This window comes from Lentzea cavernae (assembly GCF_014653695.1).
Classification (GTDB): domain Bacteria; phylum Actinomycetota; class Actinomycetes; order Mycobacteriales; family Pseudonocardiaceae; genus Lentzea; species Lentzea cavernae.
The window spans coordinates 22,594-37,385 of the sequence record NZ_BNAR01000021.1 but is presented as its reverse complement, the minus strand read 5'-3'; the positions used below and the strand labels follow the sequence as shown (position 1 = coordinate 37,385).

At 70.1% G+C, this 14,792-nt stretch carries 13 protein-coding genes; 7 read left to right on the top strand and 6 right to left on the bottom strand.

Annotated elements, in window-relative coordinates; translation table 11 throughout:
- Nucleotides 1-61 precede the first annotated feature (61 nt).
- Nucleotides 62-523, bottom strand: coding sequence for a cupin domain-containing protein (locus IE307_RS40530; RefSeq protein ID WP_191304798.1), 462 nt, complete (start codon nucleotides 521-523; stop codon nucleotides 62-64).
- 86 nt (nucleotides 524-609) lie between these two features.
- Between IE307_RS40530 and IE307_RS40525 the strand changes: the two genes are divergently transcribed.
- Nucleotides 610-1,182 carry a TetR/AcrR family transcriptional regulator gene (locus tag IE307_RS40525; protein ID WP_191304797.1) on the top strand — a complete coding sequence of 191 codons (573 nt, stop codon included), beginning with the start codon at nucleotides 610-612 and terminating at the stop codon, nucleotides 1,180-1,182.
- Here IE307_RS40525 and IE307_RS40520 read toward each other — a convergent pair.
- Both IE307_RS40520 and IE307_RS40515 read right to left on the bottom strand, forming a co-directional pair.
- A complete protein-coding gene (locus IE307_RS40520) occupies nucleotides 1,175-2,689 on the bottom strand; it encodes a class I adenylate-forming enzyme family protein (protein WP_191304796.1) in 1,515 nt (504 codons plus the stop codon). The two genes, IE307_RS40525 and IE307_RS40520, sit on opposite strands and share 8 nt — an antisense overlap.
- A gap of 9 nt (nucleotides 2,690-2,698) precedes the next feature.
- Complete coding sequence (locus IE307_RS40515; RefSeq protein ID WP_191304795.1) at nucleotides 2,699-3,508, bottom strand: SIR2 family NAD-dependent protein deacylase; 810 nt, start codon at nucleotides 3,506-3,508, stop codon at nucleotides 2,699-2,701.
- 17 nt (nucleotides 3,509-3,525) lie between these two features.
- On the opposite strand from IE307_RS40515, the gene IE307_RS40510 reads away from it, so the two are divergent.
- From IE307_RS40510 to IE307_RS40500, 3 genes are all read left to right on the top strand, one after another.
- Nucleotides 3,526-3,978 (top strand): hypothetical protein, encoded by a 453-nt coding sequence (locus IE307_RS40510; protein ID WP_191304794.1) that lies wholly within the window; start codon nucleotides 3,526-3,528, stop codon nucleotides 3,976-3,978.
- The gene (locus IE307_RS40505; protein WP_191304793.1) at nucleotides 3,975-5,477 is read left to right on the top strand and encodes a flagellar basal body protein FliL; all 1,503 of its coding nucleotides are present in this window, start codon (nucleotides 3,975-3,977) and stop codon (nucleotides 5,475-5,477) included. The genes IE307_RS40510 and IE307_RS40505 overlap by 4 nt, the downstream gene beginning before the upstream one ends.
- An 84-nt stretch (nucleotides 5,478-5,561) precedes the next feature.
- On the top strand, nucleotides 5,562-6,863 hold the full coding sequence (locus IE307_RS40500; protein WP_229905547.1) for an FAD-dependent monooxygenase: 1,302 nt from the start codon (nucleotides 5,562-5,564) through the stop codon (nucleotides 6,861-6,863).
- On the opposite strand, the gene IE307_RS47375 is transcribed toward IE307_RS40500, so the two are convergent.
- From IE307_RS47375 to IE307_RS40485, 3 genes are read right to left on the bottom strand one after another with little or no spacing between them, the layout of a single operon-like run.
- Nucleotides 6,783-9,503 (bottom strand): ATP-binding protein, encoded by a 2,721-nt coding sequence (locus tag IE307_RS47375; protein ID WP_191304792.1) that lies wholly within the window; start codon nucleotides 9,501-9,503, stop codon nucleotides 6,783-6,785. The two genes, IE307_RS40500 and IE307_RS47375, sit on opposite strands and share 81 nt — an antisense overlap.
- Complete coding sequence (locus IE307_RS40490) at nucleotides 9,503-10,135, bottom strand: hypothetical protein (protein ID WP_191304791.1); 633 nt, start codon at nucleotides 10,133-10,135, stop codon at nucleotides 9,503-9,505. Before IE307_RS40490 ends, IE307_RS47375 begins: the two co-directional genes overlap by 1 nt.
- The gene (locus IE307_RS40485; RefSeq protein ID WP_191304790.1) at nucleotides 10,132-10,842 is read right to left on the bottom strand and encodes an ATP-binding cassette domain-containing protein; all 711 of its coding nucleotides are present in this window, start codon (nucleotides 10,840-10,842) and stop codon (nucleotides 10,132-10,134) included. Before IE307_RS40485 ends, IE307_RS40490 begins: the two co-directional genes overlap by 4 nt.
- Before the next feature lie 19 nt (nucleotides 10,843-10,861).
- Here IE307_RS40485 and IE307_RS40480 point away from each other — a divergent pair, with 19 nt between their 5' ends.
- The 3 genes from IE307_RS40480 (at nucleotide 10,862) to IE307_RS40470 (ending at nucleotide 14,784) form a co-directional block, all read left to right on the top strand.
- On the top strand, nucleotides 10,862-11,272 hold the full coding sequence (locus tag IE307_RS40480; protein WP_191304789.1) for a hypothetical protein: 411 nt from the start codon (nucleotides 10,862-10,864) through the stop codon (nucleotides 11,270-11,272).
- Between the two features lie 148 nt (nucleotides 11,273-11,420).
- Nucleotides 11,421-14,237 (top strand): aconitate hydratase AcnA, encoded by a 2,817-nt coding sequence (gene acnA, locus IE307_RS40475; protein WP_229905546.1) that lies wholly within the window; start codon nucleotides 11,421-11,423, stop codon nucleotides 14,235-14,237.
- 109 nt (nucleotides 14,238-14,346) lie between these two features.
- A complete protein-coding gene (locus IE307_RS40470; protein ID WP_191304788.1) occupies nucleotides 14,347-14,784 on the top strand; it encodes a DUF1761 domain-containing protein in 438 nt (145 codons plus the stop codon).
- The last annotated feature ends 8 nt before the right edge of the window (nucleotides 14,785-14,792 follow it).

Below are 14,792 nucleotides of genomic sequence, written 5' to 3'. Positions count from 1 at the left end.
CGGCGCCGTGGTTGGCGCACGGCGTGCGCGCCCGTGGAGCACACCGCGGGCGCGCACGGGCCTACGACGCGAACTCGGTGGACGGTTCCGTGGCGTAGTTCTCCCAGATCGGCGTCATGGTCTCGCGGGTCATCGGCTGACCGGACTCGACCATGGCCTTGAGATCGCGGAAGTACTGCACGTACAGGTCCGGTGTGAAGGTGTTCAGCACGACCGCCGGGTCGTCGCCGGGGTTGGCGAAGGTGTGCGGCGCGCCCGGCGGGACCAGGACCCACGTGCCGGCCTCGGCGTCGTGCTCGTCCTGCCCCACGGTGAACCGCACGGTGCCCGACAGGACGTAGAAGCCCTCGTCGTGCTGCGCGTGGCGGTGCTGGGGAGGACCGGGGGTGTGCGGGGGGATGACCAGTTCGGCGAATCCCAGGCGGTGGGCGGTGTTGGTGCCGTCCTCGAGGATGCGGATCGATGACGGGCCGTTGGAGATGAGCTCGCCCTCGCCGGGGCGAATGATCGACACAGCGACCATGACTGGAGCCTCCCGAGTGTGATTTCAGCTTGTGCAATCACCATAGACCGGTGACTGCACATCGTGCAATCAGTAGGCTCTCCGGCATGCCCCGATGGAAACCGGACGCCGTCGACCGCCTGCAGGCCGCCGCCCTGGACCTGTTCGACGAGCAGGGTTTCGAGCGCACGACGGTCGCGGAGATCGCCCAGCGGGCAGAGCTCACCCAGCGGACGTTCTTCAACCACTTCCCGGACAAGCGCGAGGTGCTGTTCGGGATGAGCTCGCAGCTCCAGCAGGAGATCGTGAGCGAGATCGAAGCCGCCGACCACGACCTGCCGCCGCTGGACGCCGTCCTGGGCGCGCTGGAGGTCGTCGCCGACAAGTTGCTCGAAAGCCGCCGGGACGTCGTGGTGCGCCGCTACGCCGTCATCGCGGCCAACCCGGAGTTGCAGGAGCGTGAGCTCGGCAAGAACGCCGTGCTCACCGAGGCGATCGCGGCCGTGCTCACCGCGCGCGGTTGCGATCCCGCGACCGCGTTCCTCGCCGCCGGCGCCGCCATGCTCGCGCAGCAGGCGGCGTTCCAGCGGTGGACGCGACCGGGCGAGACCCGGACGCTGCGCGATCTCCTGCCCGACGCGGTGCGCGCGCTGCGCACGACCGTCGACCGGGCTAGTTGACTCCCCGGTCCCTGCCCGCCCAGTACGGCTCGCGGAGCTTGAACTTCTGGATCTTGCCGGTCGCCGTGCGCGGGATCGAGTCGCGGAACTCGATCGACGTCGGCGCCTTGTACCCGGCGAGCCGCTCCTTGCAGTGCTTGACCAGGTCGGCCTCGGTGGCCTCGCCGGAGAGCACGACCAGCGCCTTGATCGTCTCGCCCCACTTCTCGTGCGGCACGCCGATCACCGCGACCTCGGCGACGGCCGGGTGCGAGAACAGGCAGTCCTCCACCTCGATGGACGAGACGTTCTCGCCACCGGTGATGATCACGTCCTTCTTGCGGTCCGAGATCGTCAGGTAGCCCTGGTCGTCGAAGTGGCCGCCGTCGCCGGTGCGGAACCAGCCGTCCTCGATCGCGTCCGCGGTGGACTCCGGGTTCTCCCAGTAGCCCTCCATGACCACGTTGGACCGGGCGAGCACCTCACCGGTGTCGGAGATCCTGAGGCGCGCACCGAGGGCAGGCGCGCCCGCCCGTGACTGGAGCTTGGCCTTCTCCTCGCCCTCCGGACCGGGCTGGGCCCGGTTGAAGGTGAGCAGCGGGGCCGTCTCAGTCAGGCCGTAGATCTGCAGGAACTCCCACCCGAGCTCTTCGGTCACGCGCTGGATCGTGCGCGACGGCGGCGGCGCACCCGCGCACACGATCCGCACGGTGTCACGGCCGGGGATCTCGCCGTCCCACGTCTGCACGGCGTCCAGCACGGCGTTCCACACGGCCGGTGCGCCGCACATGAGCGTGACGCCGTGGTCGCGCACACGGCGCAGGATCTCGGCACCGTCGACCTTGCGCAGCACCACCTGCGGCACACCGAGGCCCGTGAGTCCGAACGGCATCCCCCAGCCGTTGCAGTGGAACATCGGCAGCACGTGCATGTACACGTCGCCCTCCCACGCACGGGTGTGCATGGCGAACGTGACGGCGTTGAGCCAGATGTTGCGGTGCGTCAGCTGCACGCCCTTGGGCCGCGCTGTCGTTCCGGACGTGTAGTTGATGGTCGCCGTCGCGTCCTCCGAGGGCGCGCTCCACGGCCGTGGCTCCACATCGAACCGAAGCAGCGACTCCGACTCCTCGCCGAGCGTGAACCGATGACGCGCCACGACGTCGTCCAGTTCCAGCTCGGGGTCGACGAACAACGCCGAGGCACCGCTGTGCTCGACGATGTACTTCACCTCGTCGGGGCGCAGGCGGAAGTTCACCGGCACGCAGATCCGCCCGCTGCCGGGCAGCGCGTGCAGCAGTTCGAGCATCCGCGCCGAGTTGTGGCTGACGACGGCGACCCGTTCGCCCTCGCCGATGCCCAGCTCGTCGAACCCCGCCTGCCACGCGCGCACGCGGTTCGCCATCTCCGCGTACGTCGTCGTCGCGACCGGTTTCGCGGGCTGGTCCGGTTCGTCGATCGTCGCCGTGGTCGCCGCGAACGCGAACGACGCCCGGTCCAGGAAGTCCGTGGTGATCAGCGGTACGCGCATGGACCGACACTACGACCAGGTGCTCGGATCTCCCCAGGACGAGAATCGGGCTCCCCCGGATGGAGGAACGGAGCTGAGGTCGGGAAGCACCTCGCCGACGGGTTCGTGCAGCACAACGGACGCAACGGAGTCGTACGGCGTCGGTTCGGCGTTGCAGATGATGACCTCGGCACCCGCCTTGGCGGCCAGCGGTACGAGGCCCGCGGCGGGTTGCACGGAGAGCGACGTCCCGGCTACCAGCAGCACGTCGCAGTCCAGGACGGCGAGGCGGGAGCGGCGCAGCACCTCCGCGTCGAGGTGCTGCCCGAACGAGATCGTGGCGGACTTGAGGATCCCCCGGCAGCGCGGGCAGTCCGGGTCCTCCTCACCCTCGGCGACGCGCTTGAGCGCGTCGCGCATCGGACCGGTCGCGCCGCATCCCAGGCACACCGTGGTGTGCAACGTGCCGTGCACCTCCAGCACGCGATGGGGATCGGAACCGGCTTTCTGGTGCAGGCCGTCGATGTTCTGCGTGATGACCGTGCGCAACCGCCCGGACCGTTCCAGTTCGACCAGCGCCTTGTGCGCGGCGTTCGGTTTGGCCGTCCACACGGGACTGGTGAGCTTCGTCTGCCAGGAGAGCCTGCGCAGCGCGGGGTCCGAGACGTAGGCCTCCAGCGAGGACCCGCGCCCGGCGTCGGCGTCGCGCGTCCACAGCCCGTCCGGCCCGCGGTAGTCCGGGATGCCCGAATCGGTGGAGACCCCGGCCCCCGTGAGCACCGTGATCCGGTGCGCCGACGCGACCAGCGCGCGTGCCGCCGTGCACGCCTGGGAGGCCATCGGTTCACACTAGTCGGGTGCGCAGCGCAGTGGGAGCCGCGATCGCGGCAGTGGGCTTGGTCACCACCATCACCGGAACTTTCTTGCCGTGGCTGAAATCCGGATCGACCACGAGGGACAGTTACGAAGTGCTTTCGCTCCGTGATCTGGCCGGGTTGGACGGGGTGGCGGGCACCGTCGTGACCTCCGTCTGGGTGGGGCTGACGCCGTTGGCCGTGGTTGCGATTGGTCTCCACGTGGTCCGATTTCCACGGTTTGCCGCATGCATCGGCCTCGTCTTTGGCACGATCAGTGGAACCGTGGCCCTACTAGCCACAGTCCAAGGGGATGGCAAGGGTTCATTGGTCGGAATCAGCATCGCTGGACCGGCCGCGACACTTGCTGGTGCCGTACTGACGATCGTGGGGGCGATCACGGTGCTCACCTCTACAAGGCGCAGCGCAGTGAGAACCTCAGGAGGGAACCCGTGAGCTACCCAGGTGGTGGCGGTGGCCAGTGGCAGCCGCAGAACAACCCGTACGGGCAGCAGCCCCAGCAGGGCGGCTACCCGCAGCAGCCGCAGCAGCCGGGTGGCTACCCGCAGCAACCGCAGCAGGGCGGATACCCCCAGCAGGGCGGATACCCGCAGACCGGCCCGCAGGGCTTCCCGCAGCAGGGCTTCCCGCAGACGGGCCCGCAGGGTTTCCCCCAGCAGGGCTTCGAGCAGCAGCCCTACGGCTACGCGCCGATGGGCGGCGAGCCGCCGAAGAAGAAGCGCACCGGCCTCGTCGTGACGGCCGTCGTCGCGGTGTTGCTGCTGCTCGGCGGCGGTGTCACGTTCTTCGCGCTGCAGAAGTCCGACCCGGCCGCGAACGCCGGTCAGGACACGCCGGAGGTCGCGGCGAAGAACCTGATCGAGCAGCTCGGCAGCGGTGACGTCGTCGGCATCATGGCGTCCTTGGCACCGGCGGAGGCCGCGTTGTCGAAGGACTACATGGAGTCGATGACGAAGGAGATGAAGCGCCTCGAGATCCTCAAGCCCGAGGCCGACCCGAACAAGCTGACCGGCGTCGAGTTCAAGAGCGAGAACATCAAGTTCGACGAGGCCGCCACCGAGAAGATCAACGACCACCTCACCATCAACAAGCTGGTCGAGGGCAAGATCACGATCACCTCGGACGCCTCGAAGATCCCGCTCACCGACAAGCTGGTGGACGCGCTCGGCACCGAGTTCAGCACGACCACGTCGAAGTCCGAGACCGTCGACATCACCGCCGAGGTGAAGAAGCGCGGCACCCCGATCGGCATCGCGTCGATCAAGGTCGGCGACAAGTGGTACCCCAGCGCCTTCTACACGATCGCGAACGCGGTCCTGGAGGAGGAGAAGCTGAAGTGGCCGGCGCAGGGCATCGCGGCGCAGGGCGCGAACTCCGCCGAGGACGCGGCGAAGCAGATGGTGAACGCCGCTCTCGACGCCGACCTGGAGAAGGTCATCGCGCTGCTGCCGCCCGACGAGGCCGGTGTGCTGCAGGACCTCGGTCCGCTGCTGGTCAAGGAGGCCGGCAAGACCAAGCCGACCGGTGCCAAGCTGAACGCGCTGGAGACCGACGTCAAGGACGTCGCCGGCGGCAAGCAGGTCACGGTCAAGAAGCTGTCGATCACCGCCGAGGGCGAGACGGTGACGATCACCCGCGACGGTGACTGCTACTCGGCCGAGGTGCCCGGCCAGGGCAACCAGAAGCTGTGCGCGGACGAGATCACGCAGCTGGTCAAGCAGCAGGGCGGCAAGAACATCCCGAACGAGGCCGTCGAGATCATCGGCCGCGTGGCGTCGTCGGTCATGAAGACCGGTGTCGGCGTGGTGTCCACCGAGGTCGACGGCAAGTGGTACGTCAGCCCGGTCCGCTCGTACTACGAGCTGGCGCTCTCGCTGTTCCGCGGCTTCGAGCCCAAGGACGTCGACGCGCTGATCGCGTTGCTCAAGAAGTAAGTTCCCGCAGGTCGGCCACGGCCCTGTCACCCGCAACAGCGCGGTGACAGGGCCGTGGCAGTTCCCGGGCCGAGTGTGGGCGACATGGACACACAGGTTCTGATCGTCGGCGCCGGCCCGACCGGACTCACCCTCGCGCTCGACCTCGCCCGCCGCGGCGTCCCGTTCCGCGTCGTCGACGCCTCCTCCGCCCCGTTCGCCGGCTCGCGCGGCAAGGGCCTGCAGCCGCGCACCATGGAGGTCTTCCACGACCTGGGCGTGATCGGGCCGGTGCTGGAGTCCGGCCGGTTCGACCTGCTGATGCGCGCCTACGACGGCCGCGAGGTGCTGCGCGAGTGGAACGTGCACGAGGGCCGCCACCCCACCCTCGAGCGCCCGTACCCGCACACGATGCTCATCCCCCAGTTCCGCGTCGAGCAGGTCCTGCGCGAGGCGCTCCCTCAGCCCGTCGAGTACGGGATGCCGCTGACCTCGTTCACCCAGGACGACTCCGGCGTGACCGCGGTCGTCGGCACCGAGACCGTGCGCGCCCGGTACCTCGTGGGGTGCGACGGCGGGAAGTCGTTCGTGCGCAAGGAGCTCGGTGTCTCGTTCCTCGGCGAGACCTGGGACGACGTGCGGATGCTCGTCGGTGACGTCCGCGTCTCGGGCCTCGACCGCGACCACTGGCACATGTGGGGCCGCCAGCCGGAGCGGTGGCTCGCGCTCTGCCCGCTGCCCGGCACCGATCTCTACCAGCTCCAGGCGACCGGCGACGGCGACCCGTCGCTGGAGCTCTACCAGCGGATCGTCCGCGAGCGCACCGGCCTGGACGACGTCGTCGTGCACGACGCGACGTGGATGTCGTTGTACCGCACCAACATCCGCATGGTCGACAGGTTCCGCGTCGGCAGGGTGTTCCTCGCGGGCGACGCCGCGCACGTGCACTCCCCCGCCGGCGCGCAGGGCATGAACACCGGCGTCCAGGACGCGTACAACCTGGGCTGGAAGCTCGGGATGGAGACGCTGCTCGACACCTACGAGTCCGAGCGCAAGCCCGTCGCGGAGTGGCTGCTCGGCATGACGACGGCCATCGCGCAGTCCGGCAACCCGTTCGACAAGCGCGGCGACGAGACCCTGCAGCTCTCGCTCTCCTACCGGACCACCGAGGGCGAGGGCCTGCAGGCCGGTGACCGGATGCCGGACGGGATCACCGAGCAGGGCCGGATCTTCGACCTGCTGCGCGGCCCCGACTTCGTGACGCTGGACTTCCCGGACGGCCCGGTGCTCGTGCGCCCGGACGGGTACGTCGCCGCGATCGGCCGGTCAGCGATCGACGCCTACTTCGGCGCGAACCCGGTCACGCAGCTGCACCACCGCCGGGTCGCTGCTCGGACCGCCGCGTAGCCGTTCCGCCTCGTCCAGGGCGTTGCCCGCGCTGCCGGGATCGCCCTGGGCGAGCAGCCAGTCCGCGTACCACTCCAGCACCGTCGCGCGCGCCGGCCCGTCCGCGCTCTTGCTGACGGCGTCGAGCGCCTTCCCGTGCTCCTCGCCCGCCGCGCCGAGGTGGCCGAGCCGCGTGAGCGCCAGCCCGAGTCCGGCGTGGACGTTCGCCCTGAACTGACTGGCGGGCGAGTCCACCGTCGCGTCCAGCGCCTGCCGGTAGAACCGGACGGCGTCCTCGAAGTCACCGCCCCAGTAGGCGACCTCGCCGTGCGCCTGCGCGATCCGCCCCTGGTCCAGGTCGAACGGCGACCACGGCACCCGCGCGAGGTCGTCGCGCGCCCCGGCGAGATCACCGGTCCTGATCTTGAGCCGCGCCGCCTGCACCAGCACCGACATCGGCACCAGCACCGACTCGGGCTCCCCCAGCTCGGCCGCGACCTGTCGTGCCTCGGACACGGCCCGGAACCCCTCGGCGAACGCACCGCGGTTGATCAGCACCATCACCAGGCACGACAGCCCGAAGACGACGGCCCACCGGTCACCGACGGCGCGGAACCCCTCGAGCGCCCGCAGGTACGCCTCCTCGGCCCGCGGCGCCGCCCCCTCGCTGAACTCGCCGGCCACGAGCCCGCGCACCAGCGCCGAGAACGCGCGCATCCACGCGTCGGGCGACCGCTCCAGCCGATCGGCCAGCACGCCGAGCCGTTCACCCAGCTCGGGCGCACCCCACACCTGCCCGCTGGTGAGCATCAACGCGCACAGGGCCATCGGCGCGTCCTCCTGCCACAACCGCTTCAGCCCGTCGGCGACCTCCGCGGTGCCGAACGAGACCACGGCCTCCGACAGCGGATCCCCGGGAACCTGCAGCGCCCACCGGTGGATCTCCTCGAACCGCTTGGTCATCACCAGCCAGTGCCAAGTGCGGGCGGCCATCATCCGCCGCGCCACCGCCAGGTCGTTCCGCACCGCCCACGCCATCACCGCGTCCAGGTTGCCCCGTTCCACGTCGAAGAGGTGCAACGCCTCCAGTTGCCGCGGCCCGCGCAACAACGGTTCGTTCCGCTCGGCCAGCTCCACGTAGCAGGCGGCATGCCTCGCGGGGTCGACGTCGTTCTGCTCCAACGCGTACTCGCGCACCGTCTCCAGCAACCGGTACCGCTCGCCCGCCCTGACCACCAGCGACTTCTCGACGAGCGCGGCCAGCAGGTCCTCGGTGTCCCAGAGGTCGCCCGCGCCGCACACGAAGTGCACCGCCTCAGCGGTCGCCCCGCCCACGAACACCGCCAGCCGCGCCAAGAGCACCCGCTCGGCGTCGTCGAGCAGCTCCCAGCTCCAGTCGATCACCGCCCGCAACGTCCGGTGCCGCGCGGGCCCGGTCCGCGCACCGCGGTCCAGCAACCGCAACCGGCTGTCCACACGCGACTCGAGCTGCGCCGCCGACAACGACCGGGCTCGCGCCGCCGCGAGTTCCAGCGCCAGCGGAATCCCGTCCAGCGCAGCACAAACCCGCCGCACGACGTCCGCGTCGAGCGCCGATCCGACCCGGGACGAGAACAACCGCACGGCGTGGTCGAGGTCGAGCGGCGCCACCGGGTGCACGACCTCGCCTGGAATCCCCAGCGGCTCGCGCGACGTCGCCAGCACGCGCGCATCCGGCGCCTCGGCCAGCAACCGCACGCACAGGGCAGCGGCCGCGTCCACGACGTGCTCGCAGTTGTCGAGCACCACCAGCGACGTCCCGAGGCGCGAGAACACCGGCGCCGCCAAGGGGTTCGGCCCCAGCGCGGAGTCCAGCGCCGCCAGCGGTTCGGCGGTCGAGTCCAGTTCGGCGAACCACGCCTGCGGCACCGTCGCGGCATGCGTCAGCGCGAGACGTGTCTTGCCCACGCCTCCGAAGCCGGTCAGCGTCACCAGCCTGTTGTCGCGCAACAGCCCGGCCAGCGCGGCCAGGTCCGCGTCGCGGCCGACGAAGGAGCCGACCGGCGCCGGCAGGTTCCCCCGCGCCACCCGCTCGCGCAGCACCGCCAGGTGGGCGGCCGCCAGCGCCTCACCCGGATCCACGCCCAGCTCGTCGGCCAGCGCCGACCGCACGCGCGCGAACACCGCCAGCGCGTCCGACCGCCGTCCGGCGGCGTTCAGCGCCAGCATCAACCGGGCCTGGACGTCCTCGCGCAGCGGGTGCGCGGCGGCCAGCGCCTCCAGTCCCGCGAGGTCGTCCCGCAGCAACGCGAGGCGCACGGCCTCGTCCACCGCGAACGGCGCCTCCTCGAACGCCGCCCCGCGCCAGAGGGCCGCGTCGCGGGTGCGCGCGAACTCCTCGACGTCGGTCGACGCCTCCAGCCGGTATCCCGACGCGTGCGACGAGACCGCCGCCGCACCGAGCACCCGCCGCAGCCGCGACACGAGCGACTGCAGCGCCGCGGGACCGTCCACCGGCGGCTCGCCGCGCCACAGGTCGGCGATCAACCGATCCGCGCCGACGACGTGACCGGGTTCCACCGCCAGCCGGATCAGCAACCACCGCAACCGCTTGCCGCGCACCTCGAGGAGCGCGCCGTCCGCGGCCACGACCTGCAGCGGCCCGAGCACGTTGACCCGCATCAGGCCCGCCGCACCCCGGCCACCACCGCGGCCGACACGAGCGCGAGCCCGACCACCACCGTCCCCAGCAGGGACAGCGACACCCTGTTGTGGCCCAGGGCGTCCAGCACCCACCCGAGCGGGGTGGCCCGGCCGAGCGGATACGTCAGCACCACCACCGCGAACACCGCCAGCACGGTGCGCCCGATGGAGTCGAGAACGGGGCGGGCGAACAGCAGGCCCACACCGACGCCGAGCAACGCACACCCAGTATGCGCGGCCAGTCCGACAAAAAAATCGCCCGCCGTGTACGGGTGCGGGTTCGTGACGACCGGCCACACCGAAGCCAGCACCGCGAGGACCAACGCGAACAGCACCGCGACCAGCGCGGCCGCCGTCAGCACCCGCGACCACCCGCCGGCCGACACCACCGTGATCTCGCGCCGCACCACGTCCTCGGACGTCGCCACCACGACGGCCATCCACGCCGCGATCGGGTAGAGCAACGCCGACGAACCCGAATACGCCTCCAGCGGCTGCCCGGCGTCGGCCGAGAACAACATCCCCATCACACCGAGGAACACCAGCAGAGGCGCCAAATACCGTTGCCCGCGAAGGACGTCCGCCGCGAGGTACCGAACGAGGGAGATCACCGCACACTCCGCACCGAGCACCCGAGCCGCAACGCCTCCGCCAGCACCTGATCACTCCGGTCCGGCGCCACCACCACCCGCACCGACGACCCGCGGGCCTGCACGGACCGCACGCCTTCCAGCGCCTGCAGCACATCCGGCTCCAGGACCCGGCTGAGCTCGATCGTCACGTGACCACCGGCGAGGTCCACGCGCGTGGCCGAGGCGAGGTGACCCTCGTGATCGGACACCAGTGCCGTCCGCCCCTCCAGCAACGCCACGAGTTCGTCCGAGGCCCGGGGGTCGAGCCCGGACCACGGCTCGTCGAGCACCAGCACGTCGGTGGCGAGGAAAGCCTGTGCCAGCGCCACCTTCTGCGCGTTGCCCTTGGACAGCTCCGACATCGGCGCCGTCATCGAGCCGACGAACCCCAGCCGTTCCAGCACGTCGTTCGCCCCGGCACGCCGGACCCGGCCCATGTGCGCGAGGTACGACGAAGCGGACATCTTGACGTCCGAAGGGAACCGCTCCGGCACGTAACCGACCGACGCGGGCCGCGAGACACGTCCGGACGTCGGCTTGAGCACCCCGGCGGCGATCTTGAGCAACGTCGACTTGCCGGTGCCGTTCGCACCGGTCAGCACAGTCAGACCGGAGACCTCCAGCGTGAGGTCGCGCAGCACCCAGGGCCCGCGCCCGTACCGCTTCGAAACCTGATCAAGGAGCACCACGCCAAGATAACCACCCATGACACCGCTTCCGCTCGCTTTGGCGTGCATCTGGCTCGGCATGGTCGTGGCGATCTCGATCGAGGCGCCGCTGAAGTTCCGCGCGCCCGGCATCACGCTCCCGCTGGGACTGGGCATCGGCCGGCTCGTCTTCCGCGCCCTGAACTCGGCGGAGATCGTGCTCGCGGCCGCCACGGCGATCACGTTCGCGCTCGTCCCGCGCCCGACGGCGTCGATCGTGCTGCTCGTGGCTCTGGCGGTGACCCTCGCCGTCCAGGTGGCGGTGCTGCGGCCGCGGCTCGAGACCAGGGCCGCGATGATCATCGCGGGCGAGACCCCGCCGAAGTCCCGCGCGCATCTCGTCTACATCGCACTGGAAGGCGCGAAGGTGCTGGTGCTGATCGTCTTCGCCGTGCTGGTGGCGCCCTGACCGGCGAGTGACTTAGGGCAACCTGGGTTGAACCGGCTTACAGGACAAGCGTACTGTTTGGGGTCGAGGGGCAGGGGTCGACCAGGTGAGGAAGACTCTCCCCCATCCCGAACTGACCACCGCGCTGTCACCAGTTATGGAGTTGCACGTGACTGCACCAGCTAGCAAGGACAGCTTCGGCGCCCGCGGCACGCTCAACGTCGGCGACGCCTCGTACGAGGTGTTCCGGCTGAGCGCCGTGGAGGGCGCCGAGCGTCTTCCGTTCAGCCTGAAGATCCTGCTGGAGAACCTGCTGCGGACCGAGGACGGCGCGAACATCACCGCCGACCACGTGCGCGCTCTCGCCAACTGGGACCCGGCCGCCGAGCCGAACACCGAGATCCAGTTCACGCCGGCCCGCGTCGTGATGCAGGACTTCACCGGTGTCCCCTGCGTCGTCGACCTCGCCACCATGCGCGAGGCCGTCACCCAGCTCGGCGGCGACGCCGAGAAGGTGAACCCGCTCGCGCCCGCCGAGCTCGTGATCGACCACTCGGTCATCGCCGACATCTTCGGCCGCCCGGACGCGTTCGAGCTGAACGTCGACCTGGAGTACGAGCGCAACCGCGAGCGCTACCAGTTCCTGCGCTGGGGCCAGACCGCGTTCGACGAGTTCAAGGTCGTCCCGCCGGGCACCGGCATCGTGCACCAGGTCAACATCGAGCACCTGGCCCGCGTCGTCATGGTCCGCAACGGCCAGGCGTACCCGGACACCCTCGTGGGCACCGACTCGCACACCACCATGGTCAACGGCATCGGTGTGCTGGGCTGGGGCGTCGGCGGCATCGAGGCCGAGGCCGCGATGCTCGGCCAGCCGGTCTCCATGCTGATCCCGCGCGTCGTGGGCTTCAAGCTCTCCGGTGAGCTGCCCCCCGGCGCCACCGCGACCGACCTCGTCCTCACGATCACCGAGATGCTGCGCAAGCAGGGCGTCGTCGGCAAGTTCGTCGAGTTCTACGGCGAGGGCGTCAGCGCCGTGCCGCTGGCGAACCGCGCCACGATCGGCAACATGTCGCCGGAGTTCGGCTCCACGGTCGGCATCTTCCCGATCGACGGCGAGACCATCGACTACCTGCGCCTGACCGGCCGTTCCGAGGAGCAGATCGCGCTCGTCGAGGCCTACGCCAAGGAGCAGGGCCTCTGGCACGACGCGTCCCGCGAGCCGGTGTTCTCCGAGACGCTGGAGCTCGACCTGGCGACGGTCGTCCCGTCCATCGCCGGCCCGAAGCGCCCGCAGGACCGCATCGAGCTGACGAACTCCAAGGAGGCGTTCCGCCAGGCCCTGGGCGCCTACGTCGCGCACACCGAGTCCCCGGAGCTCTCCGGCGTGGACGAGGCCGTCGACGAGACGTTCCCGGCCAGCGACCCGGTCGCCGTGCACGAGGGCGAGAACGGCTCCGGCGCCCCGAAGGTGTTCCAGACCGCCGCCGAGGGCTCCACGGGCCGCGTCTCGAACCCGGTCAAGGTCACCGTCGACGGCAACGAGTTCGAGCTGGACCACGGCGCCGTCGCGATCGCCGCGATCACGTCGTGCACCAACACCTCGAACCCGTCCGTGATGCTCGGCGCGGCCCTTCTCGCCAAGAAGGCCGTCGAGCGCGGTCTTGAGCGCAAGCCGTGGGTCAAGACGACCCTGGCGCCGGGCTCGAAGGTCGTCATGGACTACTACGAGCGCGCCGGCCTCATGCCGTACCTGGAGAAGCTCGGCTTCCACCTGGTCGGCTACGGCTGCACCACCTGCATCGGCAACTCGGGCCCGCTGCAGGAGGAGATCTCGGCGGGCGTGCAGGAAGGCGACCTCGCGGTCGTCTCGGTGCTGTCCGGCAACCGCAACTTCGAGGGCCGGATCAACCCGGACATCAAGATGAACTACCTCGCGTCGCCGCCGCTCGTCGTGGCGTACGCGCTGGCCGGTTCGATGGACAAGGACATCACCACCGAGCCGCTCGGCACGGACACCGAGGGCAAGCCGGTGTACCTGTCGGAGATCTGGCCGTCGCCGGCCGAGATCGCCGAGGTCATCTCGACCTCGATCTCCGCGGAGGGCTTCACCAAGGGCTACACGAACGTGTTCTCCGGTGACGAGCGCTGGCAGTCGCTGCCCACGCCGACCGGCAACACGTTCGAGTGGGACAGCGAGTCCACCTACGTGCGCAAGCCCCCGTACTTCGAGGGCATGGAGATGGAGCCGAAGCCGGTCACCGACATCTCAGGCGCTCGCGTGCTCGCGCTGCTGGGCGACTCGGTCACCACGGACCACATCTCCCCCGCCGGTTCGATCAAGGCCGACTCGCCCGCGGGCAAGTACCTGACCGAGCACGGCGTGGAGCGCAAGGACTTCAACTCCTACGGCTCCCGCCGCGGCAACCACGAGGTGATGATCCGCGGCACGTTCGCGAACATCCGCCTGCGCAACCTGCTGCTCGACGACGTCCAGGGCGGCTTCACCCGCGACTTCCTGGCCGACGGCGCGCCGCAGACCACCATCTACGACGCCTCGGTGTCGTACGCGGAGGCCGGCGTTCCCCTCGTCGTGCTGGCGGGCAAGGAGTACGGCTCCGGCTCGTCGCGCGACTGGGCCGCCAAGGGCACCTCGCTGCTCGGCGTCCGCGCCGTCATCGCCGAGTCCTACGAGCGCATCCACCGCTCGAACCTGATCGGCATGGGCGTTGTGCCGCTGCAGTTCCCCGCCGGCGAGAACGCCGCGTCGCTGGGCCTGGACGGCACCGAGACGTTCGACTTCACCGGCCTCACGGAGCTGAACGACGGCACCACGCCGTCGACGGTGCACGTGACCGCCACGAAGGCCGACGGCTCGAAGGCCGAGTTCGACGCGGTCGTCCGCATCGACACGCCCGGTGAGGCCGACTACTACCGCAACGGCGGCATCATGCAGTTCGTGCTGCGCAAGATGGTCCGCAGCTAGTCACGCTGAACCGGAAGGGCCGCTCACCCATAGGTGGGCGGCCCTTTCGCCGTCAATGCGTTCGTAACGGTGAACGCGCACCCCGCGATGCCAAGACACCCTGATCATCGTGGAGAACCTGATGAACCTGAGCGTGCTCGGCGACCTGAACTGGCTGGCCGTCCTCGTCGCCGCCGTCGCGTACTTCGCGCTGGGCACGGTCTGGTACGCGGAGTACGCCTTCGGCAGGGCGTGGCAACGGGCGTCCGGCCGCGACCTCAGCCCGCCGGAGAACACGAGCCCGGCCGTCTACGTCATCCCGTTGCTCACGTGCTTCGTCATCACGCTCGCGACAGCGATGATCGGCCACGCGTCGAACACCGACAACATCATGGAAGGCCTCCTGCTCGGCCTCGTCGTCGGCGTCGGCATCGCGTTGCCCGTCCGGATGGTGACGGGTGCCTACGACATGACGAAGCCCGCTCCGATCACCTTCGCGGCCATCGGAGCGGGCTATCACATCGTCGGACTCACGCTCGCAGGCGCGATCCTCGGCCAGTGGACCTAGGCGCTGTC

Excerpts from the sequence above, each read along its gene's own strand:
- IE307_RS40480 (WP_191304789.1), top strand. The coding sequence starts at position 10,862 with ATGACACCGCTTCCGCTCGCTTTGGCGTGCATCTGGCTCGGCATGGTC.
- IE307_RS40525 (WP_191304797.1), top strand. The coding sequence starts at position 610 with ATGCCCCGATGGAAACCGGACGCCGTCGACCGCCTGCAGGCCGCCGCC.
- IE307_RS47375 (WP_191304792.1), bottom strand. The coding sequence starts at position 9,503 with ATGCGGGTCAACGTGCTCGGGCCGCTGCAGGTCGTGGCCGCGGACGGC.
- IE307_RS40520 (WP_191304796.1), bottom strand. The coding sequence starts at position 2,689 with ATGCGCGTACCGCTGATCACCACGGACTTCCTGGACCGGGCGTCGTTC.
- IE307_RS40530 (WP_191304798.1), bottom strand. The coding sequence starts at position 523 with ATGGTCGCTGTGTCGATCATTCGCCCCGGCGAGGGCGAGCTCATCTCC.
- IE307_RS40515 (WP_191304795.1), bottom strand. The coding sequence starts at position 3,508 with ATGGCCTCCCAGGCGTGCACGGCGGCACGCGCGCTGGTCGCGTCGGCG.
- IE307_RS40500 (WP_229905547.1), top strand. The coding sequence starts at position 5,562 with ATGGACACACAGGTTCTGATCGTCGGCGCCGGCCCGACCGGACTCACC.